The following is a 17517-nucleotide window of genomic DNA, read 5'->3' on the forward strand; positions in this document are numbered from 1 at the left end:
CATGGCCAAGAACAAGAAGATCGAAGAGCCCCAGCTCCAGGCTGCCGCCGCCCCCGCGGCCGGCCTGTTCGACTACGCCCCGGCGCCGGAGTCCCCGGCCGCCGCGGGTGACATCGCCACCTCCTACGGCCACTTCATCGGCGGCGAGTTCGTCGACTCGACCGGCAGCGAGGCGCTGAAGACCGTCAACCCGGCCACCGAGCAGGTGCTGGCCGAGTTCGCGCACGGCACCGACGAGGACGTGGACCGCGCCGTCGCCGCCGCCCGCAAGGCGTTCACGGACTGGTCCGCGCTGCCCGGCAGCGAGCGCGCCAAGTACCTGTTCCGGATCGCCCGGATCATCCAGGAGCGCTCCCGCGAGCTGGCCGTGCTGGAGTCGATCGACAACGGCAAGCCGATCCGCGAGACCCGCGACGTCGACCTGCCGCTGGTCGCCGCGCACTTCTTCTACTACGCGGGCTGGGCCGACAAGCTGGACTTCGCCGGCTACGGCGCCAACCCGCGCCCGCTGGGCGTGGCCGGCCAGGTCATCCCGTGGAACTTCCCGCTGCTGATGCTGGCGTGGAAGATCGCCCCGGCGCTGGCGACCGGCAACACGGTCGTGCTCAAGCCGGCCGAGACCACCCCGCTGACCGCGCTGCGCTTCGCCGAGATCTGCCGCCAGGCCGGTCTGCCCAAGGGCGTCGTCAACATCGTCACCGGTGACGGCCGCACCGGCGCCGCGCTGACCGCGCACCCGGACGTCAACAAGGTGGCCTTCACCGGCTCCACCCCGGTCGGCCGGGCGATCGCCAAGCAGCTGGCCGGCAGCCGCAAGAAGCTGTCGCTGGAGCTCGGCGGCAAGGCCGCCAACATCGTCTTCGACGACGCGCCGATCGACCAGGCCGTCGAGGGCATCGTCAACGGCATCTTCTTCAACCAGGGCCACGTCTGCTGCGCGGGCTCGCGCCTGCTGGTCCAGGAGTCGATCCAGGACGAGCTGCTGGACGCCCTCAAGCGCCGGATGGACACCCTGCGGGTCGGCGACCCGCTGGACAAGAACACCGACGTCGGCGCCATCAACTCGGCCGCGCAGCTGGCCCGGATCACCGAGCTGACCGCCGCCGGCGAGGCCGAGGGCGCCGAGCGCTGGTCGCCCTCCTGCGACCTGCCGGGCACCGGTTTCTGGTTCCGCCCGACGCTGTTCACCGGCGTCTCCCAGGCCCACCGGATCGCCCGCGAGGAGATCTTCGGCCCGGTCCTGTCGGTGCTGACCTTCCGCACCCCCGCCGAGGCGGTCGAGAAGGCCAACAACACCCCGTACGGCCTGTCGGCCGGCATCTGGACCGAGAAGGGCTCGCGGATCCTGTGGACCGCTTCCCGTCTGCGGGCCGGCGTGGTGTGGGCCAACACCTTCAACAAGTTCGACCCGACCTCGCCGTTCGGCGGCTACAAGGAGTCGGGCTACGGCCGCGAGGGTGGCCGGCACGGTCTGGAGGCCTACCTCGATGTCTGACATCTCCCTGCGTCTTGACGTCCTCAAGACCTACAAGCTGTACGTCGGCGGGAAGTTCCCGCGCTCCGAGAGCGGGCGGGTGTACGAGGTGAGCGACAGCAAGGGCCAGTGGCTCGGCAACGCCCCGCTGGGCACCCGCAAGGACACCCGGGACGCCGTGCTGGCGGCCCGCGCCGCCGTGAAGGGCTGGTCCGGCGCCACCGCGTACAACCGCGGCCAGGTGCTGTACCGGGTCGCCGAGATGCTCCAGGGCCGCCGCGAGCAGTTCGCCGCCGAGGTGGCCGCCGCCGAGGGCGTCGGTGCCAAGAAGGCCGCCGCGCTGGTGGACGCCGCGATCGACCGCTGGGTCTGGTACGCGGGCTGGACGGACAAGATCGCCCAGATCGCGGGCGGCGCCAACCCGGTCGCCGGGCCGTTCTTCAACCTCTCCACCCCGGAGCCGAGCGGCGTGATCGGCGTCGTCGCCCCGCAGAGCGGGTACGGGCACTCGCTGCTCGGCCTGGTCGAGGTGATCGCCCCGGCGATCGCCGCGGGCAACACCGTGGTGGTCGCGGCCGCCGCGGACGCCCCGATGCCGGCCCTCTCGCTCGGCGAGGTGCTGGCCACCTCGGACCTGCCCGGCGGTGTCGTCAACATCATCTCGGGGAAGACCGCGGACATCGCGCCGACCCTGGCCACCCACCAGGACGTCAACGGGCTGGACCTGGCCGGAGCGATCGCCGCCGAAGGTCCCGGCGCGGCGGCGGCACTGGAAGCCGGTGCCGCGGATACCCTGAAGCGAGTGATCCGCCCGGTGCTCGACCCGTCCACCCAGGACTGGACCCAGGCGCCCGGCACCGAGCGGCTGCTGTCGTTCCTCGAGACGAAGACGGTCTGGCACCCGATGGGTATCTGACCCTCCGCAGCCCCGGAGACAACTCCACAGACCGGCCGTCCCCAGTGCCCCTACCCCCCCGGGGGCCCGGACGTGCCGATGACGGACCCGCACTTCTCCCCCCTAGTGCGGGTCCGTCCACGTCTGCGGCCACCCGACCGCGGAGCCGTACCGCCCCCGCGTCGCCCGGAGCCGCCCCGCCCGGAGCCCGCCCCGCGCCCGGTGTGACCGAAGCCGCTGCCGACGGGTTACGGTCGGGCGCCCCGATGCGTCAGACTGGTGTCCCGTGAGTGACTTGCTGCTGAATGCCCAGCCGACGCCCGGCGCCCGCGTGATCCTCCTGTCGGGCCCCTCCGGATCGGGGAAGTCCTCGCTCGCCGAGCGCAGCGGCCTGCCCGTGCTCCAGCTCGACGACTTCTACAAGGACGGGGACGACCCCACCCTGCCGCTCTTCCCGGACGGCGGGACGGACTGGGACTCCCCGCTCTCCTGGCACCGCGAGCAGGCCATGGCCGCGATCCGGCAGCTGGTCGCCACCGGCCGTGCCGAGGTGCCGGTCTACTCGATCCCCGCCAACGGCCGGGACGGCAGCCGCACCCTGGACCTGGGCGGTGCGTCCGCCTTCATCGCCGAGGGCATCTTCGCCGCCGAACTGACCGGCCAGTGCGCCGCGGAGGAGCTGCTGGGCGACGCCCTGTGCCTGCGCAACCGCCCGCTGACCACCGCCTGGCGGCGCTTTCGCCGGGACGTCCGCGAGGGCCGCAAGTCCGTCCCGTACCTGCTGCGGCGCGGCTGGCGGCTGATGCGGGCCGAGCGCGGCATCGTGGCGCGGCAGGTCGAGCTCGGGGCCGCCGCCTGCGCCGGCCCCGAGGCCACCCGCCGGGTCCGCGCGGTCACCGAGCGGCAGCCGGTCGCCGCCGTCGCCTGACGGCCCCGCCGGCCCCGGCCCGGCCCTACCCGGCGTCCGCACAGCACAGCACGGACGGGCCCGGTGCCTCTCCCCGGCACCGGGCCCGTCCGTGCTCGGACCTGCGGGTCCCCCGTCGGCGGCCACTCCCCCGAGTCGGCCACCACGTCTCCGCGGTCCTGCCCCGTCCCCCGACGGGTGTCCTCGTCGCCGCGGTCAGGCCACCAGCTCGCCGAAGGCGAGGCAGGCGTCACCGCTGCGGTTGAGCTGGTCGTCGTCGCGCAGCCGGCGCAGCGCGCGCCAGATGCTGCTCTTCACCGTGCCGACGCTGATGCCGAGGATGTCGGCGATCTCCGGGTCGGTCCGGCCCTCGTAGTAGCGCAGCACCAGCATGGTGCGCTGGTTCTCCGGCAGCTTGGCCAGCGCCTGCCAGAGCACGGTGCGCAGCTCGGTGCCGCCCATCGCGTCGGTGTCGCCGACCGTCTCCGGCAGCTCCTCGGTCGGGTACTCGTTGACCTTGCGGCGGCGCCAGGCGGAGATGTGCAGGTTGGTCATGGTGCGCCGGAGGTAGCCCCCGAGCGCGGCCTTGTCGGTGATCCGGTCCCAGGCGCGGTAGGTGCTGAAGAGCGCGCTCTGCAGCAGGTCCTCGGCCTCGAAGCGGTCGCCGGTCAGGTGGTAGGCGGTGGCGAACAGGGACGCGCGGCGCTCCTGCACGTACGCGGTGAACTCGGCGGTGCGGTCACCGGCCGGCTGCTGCTCCGGCGCGGCGGACTCCCCGGCCGCCGGCGCCAGGTGCAGCAGCGTCGTGCCCGGAGTCCTGCGGTCGTCCGGCTCCCCCGAGCCGGACCCCCCGACCGCGGACCCGCTGCCACCCGGGCGCACCGGGAGGATTCCCCGGAGCGTCAGCGTGGCACCGGAGTCGGTCGCACTCCCCATGCGACCGATCCCGTGCAGTTCCCCCCTGCCCGCGCCCACCGGGCGGCGGGCTCCGGCGCTGTGTGCGCACCCCCGTACGATCACGGCGCCGGACGTCTCGTCGGTCCGCACCTCGTACCGGGTCCGCGGGGCCGCGCCGGATGAGTGCGCGGTGCGGACGGCCCCGGTGGTGCGGGTCTTCAGCGTTGCGGTCATCGTGCGCCCCCATGGTCGGTACGTGCGGGTCCTTGTCGCCGCCGTCCGCCCCGGTCGGTGACCTGGTGCGTTCTTCGGCGACAAGGAAAATCCTGCCAACCGCTCGTCATCGCGGTGTCCGCCGACTGTCACAGGGCTGTCACAGCGGAACGGGCTTTCGCGCGTTCCTCCGCCACACCGCCGTGGACGCGTGAAGCAACGATTCCGGTTCCACCGGGCATCGACCGGTACCTGGTGGGTGAATCGGCGGGCCGGGTGGGCCAGAATGAGGCCGTGCCTTTCCTGCTTCTGATCGAGGACGACGACGCCATCCGGACCGGCCTCGAACTCGCCCTCACCCGCCAGGGTCACCGTGTGGCCGCCGCCGCCTCGGGCGAGGACGGCCTGAAGCTCTTCAAGGAGCAGCGGCCGGACCTCATCGTGCTGGACGTGATGCTGCCGGGCATCGACGGCTTCGAGGTCTGCCGCCGGATCCGGCGCACCGACCAGTTGCCGATCATCCTGCTCACCGCCCGCTCCGACGACATCGACGTGGTGGTCGGCCTGGAGTCCGGGGCGGACGACTACGTGGTCAAGCCGGTCCAGCCCCGGGTGCTGGACGCCCGGATCCGGGCCGTGCTGCGCCGCGGCGAGCGGGAGAACTCCGACTCCGCCAGCTACGGCGGCCTGGTGATCGACCGCTCCGCGATGACGGTCACCAAGGACGGGGAGGACCTCCAGCTCACCCCGACCGAACTGCGGCTGCTGCTCGAACTGAGCCGCCGGCCCGGTCAGGCGCTCTCCCGCCAGCAGCTGCTGCGGCTGGTCTGGGAGCACGACTACCTGGGAGACTCCCGGCTGGTGGACGCCTGTGTGCAGCGGCTGAGGGCGAAGGTGGAGGATGTGCCTTCGGCTCCGACGCTGATCCGCACCGTGCGCGGCGTGGGCTACCGGCTCGACCCGCCGGCGTAGCCCGCCCGATCCGACCCGTCTGCGAGAACTGTTGACTGACCCTCAGACCCAGCGGCCCCGCCCCCGCGCGCGCTTCCGCTCGGGCCCGTGGCGCCGCCTGCGCTCGTTGCGGGTGCGGCTGATCGCGGTGTTCGCCGCGGTCGCGCTGATCACCGCGGTCTCCGCGTCCGGCATCGCCTACTGGCTGAACCGGGACGCGGTGCTCAAGCGCGCCCAGGACACCGCGCTGAACGACTTCCGGGTCTCGGTGACCCGCAACGTCTCCGCACTGCCGCAGAACGCGAGCTGCCCCGAACTGGTCGACCTGGCCAACCAGGTGGCCGGCTCCGGCCTCAACTACGACGTGCTGGTGGTCGACGAGAGCCGGCCGGACTGCCTGGCCTCCTCCGACCCGACCCGCTTCACCCTGGCCAGGGTCCCGCAGACGCTGCAGGCCACCGTCGGCGTGCCGCGCGCGGCGGGCCCGGGCGGCGGCAGCGGCGGCTACCACCTGTACTGGCAGCGGGTGAACCTGGACGCGCCGTACCTGATCGGCGGGTCCAAGGTCGTCGAGACGCCGCTGACCGCCTACATGTTCAAGTCGCTGGACACCGAACGGGCCGACCTCAACACCCTCGGCTGGTCGCTGGCGATCGCCACCCTGCTCGCGCTGATCGGTTCGGCGCTGCTCGCCCAGGCCGCCTCGGCGACCGTGCTGCGCCCGGTGAAACGCCTCGGCGAGGCCGCCCGGCGGCTCGGCGAGGGCAAGCTCGACACCCGGCTGGAGGTCGAGGGCGGCGACGAACTCGCCGACCTGGCCAGGACGTTCAACCGGACCGCCGAGTCGCTGTCCGACCAGGTCGCGGAGTTGAGCGCGCGCGAGGCGCAGAGCCGCCGGTTCGTCGCCGACATGTCGCACGAACTGCGCACCCCGCTCACCGCGATGACCGCCGTCACCGACATCCTGGAGGACGAGGCCGACGCGCTGGACCCGATGATCGAGCCCGCCGTCCGGCTGGTGGTCAGCGAGACCCGCCGGCTCTCCGACCTGGTCGAGAACCTGATGGAGGTGACCCGCTTCGACGCCGGCACCGCCAAGCTGGTCGCCGACGAGGTGGACATCGCCGACCTGCTGACGTCCTGCATCGACGGCCGCGCCTGGTACGACGCCGTGGAGGTGGACGCCCCGCGCGGCGTCCGGGCCATGGTGGACCCGCGCCGGCTCGACGTGGTGCTGGCCAACCTGATCGGCAACGCGCTCAAGCACGGCGGCTCGCCGGTGCGGGTGCGGGTGCGCGAGCGGGACGGCCAGGTCGTCGTCCAGGTCTCCGACAGCGGGCCCGGCATCCCCGAGGACGTGCTGCCGCACGTGTTCGACCGGTTCTACAAGGCCGACAAGGGCCGGGCCAGGTCGGAGGGGAGCGGGCTGGGGCTGTCCATCGCGATGGCCAACGCCCAGATACACGGCGGCACCATCAGTGCCGCCAACGGCGAGACGGGCGCGGTCTTCACGCTCAGCCTGCCCCTGACCCCGCCCGCCCCGGACGAGCAGGAGGACGCCCGGTGAACGCCCGCAAGACCCTGCCCGCCACGCTGTTCCTGCTGCTCGCCCTCGCCGGCTGCGGCATCCGGCCGACCGCCGTCCCGGTGTTCGCGGGTGCGCCCGCCAGCCGGACGGCCTGCCCCGCCGTCCCCCAGGTGCCGAGCGCGCCCACCTCGCCGACGCCCTCGGCCTCGCCCGTGCCGACCGCGCCCAGGACCGCCCGGCCCCCGGTGACGGCCTCCGCCTCGCCGTCCGCGCCACTGTCGGCACCGCCGTCCGCCGCCCCGTTCGTCTCGCCGTCCGTGTCGCCGTCCGCCGGGCTGTTCAGCGCGCCGCCGTCGCCGACCCCCTCGGCGAGCGGCTCGCCCTGCCCCTGAGCGCCGGTTCCCGGCCCTTCGCGGATCGCCGGGAACCGTGCGCGACCCACCCGGCGTCCTTGGGACCGTGCACCGACATGGCACCACCACCCGCGCCGAGGACAGCGGCGCAGCACCCGAGGACGAGGCCACCGGAGCGGCCGCCCGGCCGGGGGTGTCGCGTCCGCTCCGGACGGTGGTGCGGATCCTCCTCGCGGTCCACCTGGTCGTCCTCGGCTGGCTGACGCTGCGTCCGCTCCCGGTCAGCTGGACCTACCCGGCCAACCTGACCCCGTTCGCCACCGTGCAGCAGGCGCTCTCGCTCGGCGGCTGGGACGGCGCCCGGCAACTCGCCGGCGGCCTGCTGCCGCTGGCGCCGTTCGGCGCCCTGCTGCCGCTGGCCGGCGGGCGGGTGCGGACGGCCTGGCTGCCCTCGCTGTTCCGGACCGTCGGCGGCGCGGCGCTGCTGGCCACCGCCCTGGAGATCATGGAGGGGTGGGCCCCGGGGCACGTCCTGAACGTGGACGACATCCTGCTCGGGACGCTCGGTGCGGCCGTCTGCCACGTGGCGGTGGTGCCCGCCCTGCGGGCCCTGATGCTGCGCGAGCGTCCGGCCCCGGCGGTCGCCGGCCCGGGTCACGGCACCGGCGCCGTGGAAGTCCCTGCGGAAGTCCCTGCGGAGACGGACCAGGACCGCCCCCGGTACGCGCAGGCGTACGAGCGGACGGTCCCGGTCGCGGGGTTCGGCGGGCTCAGCCCTTCAGGTACTTCGACGCATCGATGACCTGCGCGGCCGGCGGGGCCGTCACGGTGACGGGCTTGCCGTAGTCGGCGAAGGTCATGGTGCCGGTGTCCGCGCCGGTGGTGGCCAGCTGCAGCAGGTACGGCTCGCCCTTGGCGGCCACCGCCATCTCGGCCTGGGTGGTCGCGTCCCCGTCCTTGATGACCACGGCGAGGTCCGAACCGATCTGCCTGGTACCGCCCTTGGTGGCGCTCGCGGTGTCGTCCGTGCCGTCCTCGGTCCGGCCGATGGACTTCAGCGCCTCAAGGCCCATGTCGCAGAAGCTCGCCAGCTCCTTCACGCCGGCCGCCTCGGCGCCGCCCTTCATGTACTTGCCGGCCAGCGTCTTCGAGGTGCCCGCCGCGACCGACTTCTCCCAGAACACCGCGTCCGGCTTCAGCCACACCGACCCCGAGGTCCGCAGCACCTCGAAGCTGCCCTTGTCACCCAGGCTGACCTGGCCGACGCAGTTGCCCGAGCTGTCCTCGGCCACCGAGCCGGCTATCTTCGTCCCCTCCGAGGCGATGTCGAAGGTCAGCTTGACCGAGGTCGCCTTGGTGCTGGCCTCCTGGGTCCTCTTCACGATCTCGGCCGCGGACAGGCTCTCCAGCCCGGCGGCGGACGGCGAGGCGGCGGACGGCGAGGCGGCGGCCGCCTTCGCGTCGGTGCTCGTCTTCTTCTCCTCCGCCGGCCCGCAGGCGGTCACGCCGGCGAGGCCGAGGGAGCAGAGCAGGGTGGCGGCAAGCAGCCGGGGTGCGCGCATGTGTGGTGTGTTCCTTGCGAAGAGTTGCCGAATTCCTCAAAAACAAGTCGGCCCGACCTGCCCCCCCGGACGGGCCGACTGTGAGACTACCGGCAACGCGGCCACCCGGAGTTACGGCCCCTGACCGGGCCGCCAGTCCAGGATTTCCACCCCGTCCCATTCCCCGCGCGCCAGCGAAGCACCGTCCGGGCCGTCTCCTCACTTGCAACATCGGCGATGTGGCGGGGCCCCACCTCACGCTCTTCGAGATTCCCGAACATCGGAATCCCGCTCCGGAAGGCCTCGATCGACCACGCGCTCTCGTCGTCACGCACCGACTCGTCCGGGTTCTCATCATCCAATGGCGCGTCGAGCTCTGCGAACAGAAAAGGGATCATCGACTCCTCTCCCCCCCCTTTTCTCCACCCTTGCGGGTCAATGCCGAACGACATCATCGCCTCGCTTCTCGCGCATGCCCCCGGAGTTGTGGACGCCCGGCCGTGGGGCACGGGCTCGACACAGGACACGACGTGTCCTACTGTCAACTCTGTGTCCTGACGGACCGTCGGGCGCCCGCCGCCGGGCCCCGGCCTGTCGCGAGGAGAGAGCACGCCATGGCACGGACATTCGACGCCACCAAGGCCGAGCTGGTGGCACAGGCCCACCGGACGATGCGCACGCACATCCCGGACACCACCTGGACGATCCGCCAGAAGGTCGCCCTCACCTGCCGGATCCTGTTCGACGCCGGCCACGACTCCGGCCTCGCCGGGCAGATCACCGCCCGCGCCGAGGAGCCCGGCACCTACTACACCCAGCGGCTGGGCCTCGGCTTCGACGAGGTGACCGAGTCCAACCTGCTGCTCGTCGACGAGGACCTCACCGTCCTGGAGGGCGACGGCATGGCCAACCCGGCCAACCGGTTCCACAGTTGGGTCTACCGGGCCAGGCCCGACGTCAACTGCATCGTCCACACCCATCCGCTGCACGTCTCCGCGCTCTCCATGCTGGAGAAGCCACTGGTGGTGTCGCACATGGACCTGTGCCCGCTGTACGACGACTGCGCGTTCCTGGAGACCTGGCCCGGCATCCCGGTCGGCAACGAGGAGGGCGAGATCATCACCGCCGCCCTCGGCGACAAGCGCGCCCTGCTGCTCGCCCACCACGGCCAGCTGGTGGCCTGCGGCACCGTCGAGGAGGCCACCACGCTGGCCGTGCTCTTCGAACGGGCCGGCCGGCTGCAGCTGTTGGCGATGGCGGCCGGCACGATCCGGGAGATCCCGGACCTGTTGGCCCGTGAGGCGCACGACTGGACGTCCACCCCCAAGCGCGGCCAGGCCAACTTCGCCTACTACGCACGCCGGGCGCTGCGGACACACACCGACTGCCTGGACCCGCAGCCGCCGGCAGCCGGCCCGCACGGCACCGAGGGCGGTGCCTGAGATGGCCGGCCCGACCCTGGAGGGGATCGTCGCGTACCCCGTCACCCCGTTCGCCGAGAGCGACGGGCGCCTCGACGCCGAGCGGCTCTCCGCCCTGGTGGACCGGCTGGTGCTGGCCGGCTGCCACGCCGTCGCACCGCTCGGCTCCACCGGGGAGAGCGCCTACCTGGACGAGGACGAGTGGCACGCCGCGGTGGAGGTCTCCGTCGCCGCGGTACGGCGCCGGGTACCGACGGTGGTGGGGATCGCCGAACTGACCACCCTCGGCGCCGTCCGGCGCGCCCGGTTCGCCGAACGGGCCGGCGCGGACGTGCTGATGGTGCTCCCGCTCTCGTACTGGAAGCTCGACGAGCGGGAGGTCGTCCGGCACTTCACCCAGGTCGCCGACGCCGTCAGCGTGCCGGTGATGATCTACAACAACCCGGCGACCAGCGGCGTCGACCTGTCCCCCGAGCTGATGGTCGGGCTGGTCGAGCGGGTGGAGAACATCACCATGGTCAAGGAGAGCAGCGGGGACGTACGGCGGATGCACCGGATCGCCCGGCTCTCGGACGGCGGCGTGCCGTTCTTCAACGGCAGCAACCCGCTGGCGCTGGAGGCCTTCGCCGCCGGCGCCGCCGGGTGGTGCACGGCGGCGCCCTGCCTGATCCCGGAACTGACCCTGGAGCTCCACCGCGCCGTCCGGGCCGGCGACCTCGACGCCGCCCGCGCGGCGTTCGACCGGCAGCTGCCGCTCCTGCGGTTCATCCTCGCCGGCGGCCTGCCGACCACCGTCAAGGCCGGGCTCGCCCTCCAGGGGCACCCGGTGGGCGGTCCCCGCCCCCCACTGCTGCCACTGGACGCGGAGCGGACCGGCCAACTGGCCGGCCTGCTCGCCTCGGTGGGCCGCGGGGCCGGCTGAGCGGGGCAGGGGTGCCGGTCGGGGCGGCGGCCTCAGGGCAGCGCGGGGACCGGCTCGGCCGCCTCCGCGGGCTCGTCGTGGATGATCACCAGTACGGCCGCCGGCACCTCGCCGATGCTCCTGGAGCGGTGCGGCAGCGCCGAGTTGAAGTACACGCTGTCCCCGGTCTCCAGGGTGACCGTGCGCTCCGGGAACTCCAGCTCGACCCGGCCCGCGTGGACGAAGAAGAACTCCTCGCCCGCGTGCGACCTGAACGGCGAGTCGGCCGGGTCCGCGGGCGGGTACATCATGAACGGCACCATCTTCTTGCCGCTCAGCCCGGTCGCGATGCCCTCGTAGTGCGGAGCCCCCGGGATCGGCGCACCGCTGACCGGGCTGCGCTCACCGGCCCGGACCACGGTGACCAGCTCCGGTTCGACCTGGTCGGAGAAGAGCCGGCCGACGTCGACCCGCAGCACCTGCGCGAGCCTGAGGGCGGTGGCGATCGACGGGACGCTCATCCCGCGCTCGACCTTGGAGAGATAGCTCTTGGTCACCCCGGCCTGCGCCGCGAGTGCCTCCAGGCTGAGCCGGTTCTGCTTCCTCAGCACCCTCAAACGGCTGGTCATGCGGTACCTCTCGCCCATGGATCCACGGGCCATTCTCCCACCGGCCACCTGCGGAACGGGCAGCGGGCGGCCGCCGGTTCCGGCCCGGGGTCGGGGACCGGCCCTGAGTCTCCCCTGAGACCGGCGCCCGCCGACCCGGGCAGAGTTGAGGGGTTGGGATCCGCACCGGGGCTGACGTCGGGCGGCCCGCCGGAACGGAGGATGGAGTCATGCCCGCCGGAGAGACCGGCACCGGGCCACATCACCTCGGAGACCTCGATGAGCCGCCGCCTTGCCCGCCCCCGCCACAACCGCGTCATCGCCGGCGTCTGCGCCGGGCTCGCCGAGCGGTTCGGCCTCGCCCCCTGGACCGTCCGGACGATCGCCCTGCTCTCCTGCCTGCTGCCCGGCCCGCAGTTCCTGCTCTACCTGGCGCTGTGGCTGGTGCTCCCGCAGGAGGCGTGAGCCGGGCCGGCGAACGGCCGCGCCCGATCACGGCCGCGAACGGCCGAGGGCCGCTCCCCCGTCCTGCGGGGGAGCGGCCCTCGGCCGTCGAGCGCGGGGACTAGCCCAGGCCGGGAACGGCACCGGGCGAACCGCCGAGGCTGCTGATGGTGCCGATGACACCGCCGACCGGGGTCTTCGACAGGCCCTGGCCGCCGGGGACGGACTCCAGGCCGCCGACCCGGTTCGCACCCGCGGTGCGCATGCCGTCGGCGACCGGAGCGTCCTCGGCGAGCGGGGCCGCGGCGGCCGGTGCGGGCGACAGCGGGCTCGCCACGCCCAGGGTGCCGACGGCCTCGGTCACCTCGCCGCCGCCGGGGACCTTGTTGACCGCGCCGGTCGCGGCGGTGGTCGCCGCACCCGCGACCTCGGGGTTGGCCAGCGTGGTCGGGAGTCCGAGGCCGCCGGCGCCGGCGGCGGAGGCGGTACCTGCGGCGACGGCGGCGATCGCGACGCCGAGCACGGCCGTACCGGCAGCCTTGAGAGTGGCCTGCTTCATGTGGTGGTCCTCGTCCTCGTCGGGCGGGCGCGTGCGCAGCGCGGCCTACGGGCCGCCGGCATCACGCCGTGTCAGAAGTGACTGACACACCGTAGTGACAAGGTCCTTCGCAGGCCAAAGACACGTCACCCTCCCGGGTTACCGCTCGAACGGGTGCCGGACGGCGAGGCGTCCGGCACCCGTTCGGGCGTGCGTCAGGCAGGGCCTGCGTCGGTCGCGACGCGCGTCAGGCGGGACGTACGCCGGACGCGACGTGCGTCAGGCGCGGGCCTGGAAGAGCCACTCCGCCTTCAGCTCGGCGTAGCCGGGCTTGATCACGTCGTTGATCATCGCCAGTCGCTCGTCGAAGGGCAGGAAGGCCGACTTCATCGCGTTGACGGTGAACCACTCCATGTCGCCCAGGGTGTAGTTGAAGGCCTCCACGAGGTGGCCGAACTCCTGGCTCATGCTGGTGCCGCTCATCAGCCGGTTGTCGGTGTTGACGGTGACCCGGAACTTCAGCCGGCTGAGCAGCCCGATCGGGTGCTCGGCGTACGAGGCCGCGGCCGCGGTCTGCAGGTTGGAGGTGGGGCACATCTCCAGCGGGACGCGCTTGTCGCGGACGTACGCGGCCAGCCGGCCGAGCTCGACCCGGCCGTCCTCGTGCACGGTGATGTCGTCGACGATCCGCACGCCGTGGCCGAGGCGGTCGGCGCCGCAGCACTGCAGGGCCTCCCAGATCGACGGCAGGCCGAACGCCTCGCCGGCGTGGATGGTGAAGTGGTTGTTCTCGCCCTTGAGGTAGTCGAAGGCGGCCTGGTGACGGGTGGGCGGGTGCCCGGCCTCGGCGCCGGCGATGTCGAAGCCGACGACGCCCTGGTCGCGGTGGCGGTTGGCGAGCTCGGCGATCTCCTGCGAGCGGGCGGCGTGCCGCATCGCGGTGATCAGGGTGCCGACCCGGATCCGGTGGCCGGCGGCGCGGGCGTTGGCCTCGCCGAGGCGGAAGCCCTCGTTCACGGCCTCGACGACCTGGTCGAGGGTGAGGCCGGCCTCCAGGTGCTGCTCGGGGGCGTAGCGGACCTCGGCGTACACGACGCCGTCGGCGGCCAGGTCCTCGGCGCAGTCGGCGGCGACCTTGATCAGGGCCTCGCGGGTCTGCATCACGGCGCAGGTGTGGGCGAAGGTCTCCAGGTAGCGGACCAGCGAGCCGGAGTCGGCGGCCTCGCGGAACCAGACGCCGAGCTTGACCGGGTCGGTGGTCGGCAGGCCCTGGTAGCCGCAGGCGGCGGCCAGCTCGACGATGGTCTCGGGGCGGAGCCCGCCGTCCAGGTGGTCGTGCAGGAGCACCTTCGGGGCGCGGGCGATCTGGTCGGGCGTGGGAATGCGGGGGCCGGTGGTGCCCGCGGCGGCAGGGGTGTGGGTCTCCATTGGAAGATGGTAGGTCCTACGCGCGTAGATTTCTACCTCGGCGCGCCGCACGCCCACCATCGGCCCCACCCCTTCATACGCCCACCACCGGCCCCACCCGTTCAGTCGTGCTCCAGCAACCGCCCCTTCCGGGACAACACGAAGTCGCGGAACGCCTCCACCGGCGGAGTGAGCGGCCGGCCGGCGACCCAGGCCAGTCCGATCGCCCGGCGGGTCCGCGGCGCGGTCACCTCCAGCTCCACCACCCCGGGCCTGGCCACCAGAGCGGGCGGCAGCAGCGCCACCCCGAGGCCGGCCGCCACCAGGCCGCGCAGCGTCTCCGCTTCCTCCCCCTCGAAGGCGATCCGCGGCGTGAAACCGGCCTCCGCGCAGAACCCGTCGGTGATCAGGCGCAGCCCGTACCCCTCCTCCACCGCCACGAACGGCTCCTGCGCCACCTCCGCCAGCCGGATCCGCCGCCGCCCGGCCAGCCGGTGGTCGGCGGGCACCGCCAGGTGCAGCCGCTGCTCGTCCAGCGGCCGGGCCACCAGGTCCGGCGAGTCCGGCAGCGGCGAGACCAGGCAGAGGTCCAGCTCACCGGCGCGCATCCGGTCCAGCATCGCCGCCACGTAGTCCTGCGCCAGCTGGAACCGCACCCGCGGGTGCCCGGCCCGGAAGTCCCGCAGCAGGGCGGGCACCGCGTCCGTCCCCATCGTGTGCAGGAAGCCGAAGGCCACCCGCCCGGCCGTCGGGTCGTCCTCCGCCCGGGCCGCCTCCGCGCCGCGCTCCAGCTCCGCCAGCGCCCGTTCCACCGAGCCGAGCAGCAGCCGTCCGGCCCTGGTCAGCCGTACCGCCCGACCCTGCCGGGCCAGCAGGTCCACCCCCAGCTCCGCCTCCAGCCGGGCCACCGCGCGGGACAGTGTCGGCTGCGGCATGTCCAGCAGCTGCGCGGCCTGGGTGACGTGTTCCAGCCGGGCCACCGCCGCGAACTGGGCCAGCTGCGGGGCCAGTCGGACCACCGCCGAATCCGGGTCGAGCTCGGCGGGGCGTACCGGCGGTGAGCTGTCCTCATGCGTCATGGCATGGATTCTGGCTTGTTCATGCATTGGACGCATCAGGCACGCCGGTCCTACCGTCGAGACATGTCGCCCGCCAGTACGGGGGCATCCGCAGTCACGCTGCCGGGTGCCCTTCCCTCGTCGTCCCCGACCACCGCCTCCGGCGCCCTCGCCCGCTCCGCCGCCGACACCCGGCTGCGCCCCGGCGACCGCGCCTTCCGCCGCGCCAACCTCGCCCTGTTCGCCGCCGGGATCGCCACCTTCGTCCTGCTGTACGCCACCCAGGGCCTGCTGCCGCTCCTCTCCGAGGACCTCGACCTGACGCCCGGCCAGGCCAGTTGGACCGCCTCCGCGGCCACCCTCGGCCTCGCCGTCGCCCTCCTGCCGGCCAGCGCGCTCTCCGACCGGTACGGGCGCACCGCCGTGATGACCGCCTCCGTGCTCGCCGCCACCGCCGTCGCCCTGCTGCTGCCGCTCGCCCCCGACCTCACCACCCTGACCGCGCTGCGGGCCGTCCAGGGCGCGGCCCTCGCCGGACTCCCGGCCACCGCGATGGCGTACCTCGCCGAGGAGATCCACCCGAGCGCCCTCGCCTCCGCGATGGGCCTGTACGTGGCCGGCAACTCGATCGGCGGCATGGGCGGGCGGCTGGTCTCCGGCTGGGCGGGCGCCGCCTGGGGCTGGCGCTGGGGCCTGGCCGCCTCGGCGGTGGTCGCGCTGCTGGCCGCCCTCGCCTTCCGGCTGCTGATCCCCGCCGCCCGCCAGTTCCGCCGCACCCCCGTCGACGCCCGGGCGCTCGGCCGCACGGTCAGCGCCCACCTGCGCGACCCACTGCTGCTGCGGCTGTACGCCCTCGGCGCGCTCTTCATGGCCGTCTTCGGCGCGGTCTACAACACCGTCGGCTACCGGCTCACCTCCGCGCCGTTCCACCTGCCGCAGTCGATCGCCGCCTCGATCTTCGTGGTCTACCTGGTCGGCACCGTCTCCTCCGCCAACGCCGGCCGCCTGACCGGCCGGCTCGGCCGCCGCGGCACCCTCTACGTCGCGATCGGCACCACCGCCACCGGCCTGCTGCTCTCGCTCGGCAACTCCCTGCCGTGCGCGCTGCTCGGCCTGGTCCTGATCACCGCCGGCTTCTTCATCGGCCACGCCACCGCGTCCTCCTCGGTCGGCCGCACCGCCACCCACGGCCGCGCCCAGGCCTCCGCGCTCTACCTGATCGCCTACTACCTGGGCAACAGCCTCGGCGGCACCATCGGCGCCGACGCCTACCACTCCGCCGGCTGGTCCGGCGCGGCCGCGGTCGGCCTCGCGGCGATGGCCCTGGCCGCGGGCGTCACCCTCTACGCCACCCACCGGGCGATCCAGGCCCGGCGCGGGCCCGCGCTGGATACACTCCGGGCATGAGTATCGATCCGGCCGTGTACGCCCGGTTGCGCGAGATCGCCGACCAGCTGCCGCAGGTGCCGGGCATCGGCAAGATCGAAATCGCCAACGGCGAGATCGTCATGATGATGTCACCGGTCCGGCGCCACGAACTGGCCGTCCTGCGGATCGCCCGTCAGCTCAACGCGCAGTTGCCGACGACCCACCCCGGCTTTGTCGCGCATCCGGGCGCCGACTTGGAGGACGCCGGGCTCGGCCGACTCCGGTGCCCGGATCTCATGGTGTTCGCAGAGAGTGCGCTGGAGGGCGAGGCTCCCGCGCTCCTGCCCCACGAGGTCCTGCTGGTCGTCGAGATCGTCTCGAAGTCGAACCCGGAGAACGACTACGAGAACAAGGTCCGCGACTACGCCGCCATGGGCATTCCGCTCTACCTGCTGGTCGACCCCCGCAAGGGGACGGGGATCGTGCACGACATGCCGGGCTACGCGGCGCGTACGCCCTTCGCCTTCGGTGACACCGTCACCGTGGGCCCGTGGACCGTCGACACCGGCGTGCTGCAGACCTACGCCTGACCCGACCCGGGGGCCGCCACCTCGCACCAGAGCGTCCCGCCCGACGAGTGCCCCAGCCGGTCCGCCCAGCCGATGACGGGGAGCAGCGACGCCTGCACCTCGGTGTCGCGAGGTGTGGGCATCGACACCCGGAAACAGCCGGGCAGTCGCAGCAGTTGGACGTCCGCATCGGCGAGCAGCGCCAGCGCCCCCGCGATGAGATACGCCCGAGCCAGCGGGTTCACTCCCCCGCCGCCTGCACGGCCGCCGCACCGGGCGCCACATCCCACTCGATCCCCCCGCCGGGCGGCCGGAGCCACCCTCTGCCGTGGTCGACGCCCCGGAACTCGCCGACCCGGCCGGACTCCTCCTCGACCACCAGCTCACCGAGCCGGGGAACAGGCTGCGCGCTCACCATGAACTACTCCTCCACAAAGGGTGATT

Annotated in this window: 20 protein-coding genes; 12 read left to right on the forward strand and 8 right to left on the reverse strand. The window is 73.3% G+C overall.

Features of this window, described 5'->3' with window-relative positions; genetic code table 11:
• The first annotated feature begins 1 nt into the window (after position 1).
• From ACIOFR_RS06165 to ACIOFR_RS06175, 3 genes are all read left to right on the forward strand, one after another.
• Positions 2-1495: an aldehyde dehydrogenase family protein gene (locus tag ACIOFR_RS06165; RefSeq protein ID WP_400992873.1), complete on the forward strand. Its 1494-nt coding sequence runs from the start codon at positions 2-4 to the stop codon at positions 1493-1495.
• Entirely contained in the window at positions 1488-2390 is a 903-nt protein-coding gene (locus ACIOFR_RS06170) for an aldehyde dehydrogenase family protein (RefSeq protein WP_400992875.1), read from the forward strand. The genes ACIOFR_RS06165 and ACIOFR_RS06170 overlap by 8 nt, the downstream gene beginning before the upstream one ends.
• A gap of 265 nt (positions 2391-2655) precedes the next feature.
• Positions 2656-3297: an ATP-binding protein gene (locus ACIOFR_RS06175; RefSeq protein WP_400992876.1), complete on the forward strand. Its 642-nt coding sequence runs from the start codon at positions 2656-2658 to the stop codon at positions 3295-3297.
• Between the two features lie 195 nt (positions 3298-3492).
• On the opposite strand, the gene ACIOFR_RS06180 is transcribed toward ACIOFR_RS06175, so the two are convergent.
• Positions 3493-4407 (reverse strand): SigE family RNA polymerase sigma factor, encoded by a 915-nt coding sequence (locus ACIOFR_RS06180; RefSeq protein ID WP_400992877.1) that lies wholly within the window; start codon positions 4405-4407, stop codon positions 3493-3495.
• Between the two features lie 273 nt (positions 4408-4680).
• Here ACIOFR_RS06180 and ACIOFR_RS06185 point away from each other — a divergent pair, with 273 nt between their 5' ends.
• The 4 genes from ACIOFR_RS06185 (at position 4681) to ACIOFR_RS06200 (ending at position 8020) form a co-directional block, all read left to right on the forward strand.
• Positions 4681-5358, forward strand: coding sequence for a response regulator (locus tag ACIOFR_RS06185; RefSeq protein ID WP_371497439.1), 678 nt, complete (start codon positions 4681-4683; stop codon positions 5356-5358).
• Positions 5359-5455: 97 nt separating this feature from the next.
• Positions 5456-6904, forward strand: a complete 1449-nt coding sequence (locus ACIOFR_RS06190; RefSeq protein ID WP_400993257.1) for an ATP-binding protein — start codon at positions 5456-5458, stop codon at positions 6902-6904.
• Positions 6901-7257 (forward strand): hypothetical protein, encoded by a 357-nt coding sequence (locus ACIOFR_RS06195; RefSeq protein ID WP_400992878.1) that lies wholly within the window; start codon positions 6901-6903, stop codon positions 7255-7257. Before ACIOFR_RS06190 ends, ACIOFR_RS06195 begins: the two co-directional genes overlap by 4 nt.
• Before the next feature lie 67 nt (positions 7258-7324).
• Positions 7325-8020 (forward strand): VanZ family protein, encoded by a 696-nt coding sequence (locus ACIOFR_RS06200; RefSeq protein ID WP_400992879.1) that lies wholly within the window; start codon positions 7325-7327, stop codon positions 8018-8020.
• Here ACIOFR_RS06200 and ACIOFR_RS06205 read toward each other — a convergent pair.
• Complete coding sequence (locus ACIOFR_RS06205; protein WP_400992880.1) at positions 7989-8780, reverse strand: hypothetical protein; 792 nt, start codon at positions 8778-8780, stop codon at positions 7989-7991. The two genes, ACIOFR_RS06200 and ACIOFR_RS06205, sit on opposite strands and share 32 nt — an antisense overlap.
• 593 nt (positions 8781-9373) lie before the next feature.
• On the opposite strand from ACIOFR_RS06205, the gene ACIOFR_RS06210 reads away from it, so the two are divergent.
• Both ACIOFR_RS06210 and ACIOFR_RS06215 read left to right on the forward strand, forming a co-directional pair.
• Positions 9374-10201, forward strand: a complete 828-nt coding sequence (locus ACIOFR_RS06210) for an aldolase (RefSeq protein WP_400992881.1) — start codon at positions 9374-9376, stop codon at positions 10199-10201.
• Position 10202: 1 nt separating this feature from the next.
• Positions 10203-11102 carry a dihydrodipicolinate synthase family protein gene (locus ACIOFR_RS06215; protein WP_400992882.1) on the forward strand — a complete coding sequence of 300 codons (900 nt, stop codon included), beginning with the start codon at positions 10203-10205 and terminating at the stop codon, positions 11100-11102.
• A 32-nt stretch (positions 11103-11134) separates the two neighbouring features.
• Here ACIOFR_RS06215 and ACIOFR_RS06220 read toward each other — a convergent pair whose 3' ends face one another.
• Positions 11135-11710, reverse strand: a complete 576-nt coding sequence (locus tag ACIOFR_RS06220; RefSeq protein ID WP_400992883.1) for a helix-turn-helix domain-containing protein — start codon at positions 11708-11710, stop codon at positions 11135-11137.
• Between the two features lie 258 nt (positions 11711-11968).
• Between ACIOFR_RS06220 and ACIOFR_RS06225 the strand changes: the two genes are divergently transcribed.
• Positions 11969-12154: a PspC domain-containing protein gene (locus ACIOFR_RS06225; RefSeq protein ID WP_400992884.1), complete on the forward strand. Its 186-nt coding sequence runs from the start codon at positions 11969-11971 to the stop codon at positions 12152-12154.
• Positions 12155-12254: 100 nt separating this feature from the next.
• Here ACIOFR_RS06225 and ACIOFR_RS06230 read toward each other — a convergent pair whose 3' ends face one another.
• From ACIOFR_RS06230 to ACIOFR_RS06240, 3 genes are all read right to left on the reverse strand, one after another.
• A complete protein-coding gene (locus ACIOFR_RS06230; RefSeq protein ID WP_400992886.1) occupies positions 12255-12692 on the reverse strand; it encodes a hypothetical protein in 438 nt (145 codons plus the stop codon).
• Between the two features lie 258 nt (positions 12693-12950).
• Positions 12951-14099 (reverse strand): adenosine deaminase, encoded by a 1149-nt coding sequence (locus tag ACIOFR_RS06235; protein WP_400992887.1) that lies wholly within the window; start codon positions 14097-14099, stop codon positions 12951-12953.
• A gap of 101 nt (positions 14100-14200) precedes the next feature.
• The gene (locus ACIOFR_RS06240; protein WP_400992888.1) at positions 14201-15157 is read right to left on the reverse strand and encodes a LysR family transcriptional regulator; all 957 of its coding nucleotides are present in this window, start codon (positions 15155-15157) and stop codon (positions 14201-14203) included.
• Positions 15158-15220: 63 nt separating this feature from the next.
• On the opposite strand from ACIOFR_RS06240, the gene ACIOFR_RS06245 reads away from it, so the two are divergent.
• Together ACIOFR_RS06245 and ACIOFR_RS06250 are read left to right on the forward strand one after the other, a co-directional pair.
• Positions 15221-16543, forward strand: a complete 1323-nt coding sequence (locus ACIOFR_RS06245; protein WP_400992890.1) for an MFS transporter — start codon at positions 15221-15223, stop codon at positions 16541-16543.
• On the forward strand, positions 16540-17094 hold the full coding sequence (locus ACIOFR_RS06250; protein WP_400992892.1) for a Uma2 family endonuclease: 555 nt from the start codon (positions 16540-16542) through the stop codon (positions 17092-17094). Before ACIOFR_RS06245 ends, ACIOFR_RS06250 begins: the two co-directional genes overlap by 4 nt.
• On the opposite strand, the gene ACIOFR_RS06255 is transcribed toward ACIOFR_RS06250, so the two are convergent.
• Together ACIOFR_RS06255 and ACIOFR_RS06260 are read right to left on the reverse strand one after the other, a co-directional pair.
• The gene (locus ACIOFR_RS06255) at positions 17085-17318 is read right to left on the reverse strand and encodes a hypothetical protein (protein WP_400992893.1); all 234 of its coding nucleotides are present in this window, start codon (positions 17316-17318) and stop codon (positions 17085-17087) included. The two genes, ACIOFR_RS06250 and ACIOFR_RS06255, sit on opposite strands and share 10 nt — an antisense overlap.
• Positions 17315-17491, reverse strand: a complete 177-nt coding sequence (locus tag ACIOFR_RS06260) for a hypothetical protein (RefSeq protein ID WP_400992895.1) — start codon at positions 17489-17491, stop codon at positions 17315-17317. Before ACIOFR_RS06260 ends, ACIOFR_RS06255 begins: the two co-directional genes overlap by 4 nt.
• Between the last annotated feature and the right edge of the window lie 26 nt (positions 17492-17517).

This window comes from Kitasatospora sp. NPDC088346 (assembly GCF_044740765.1).
Lineage (GTDB): Bacteria > Actinomycetota > Actinomycetes > Streptomycetales > Streptomycetaceae > Kitasatospora.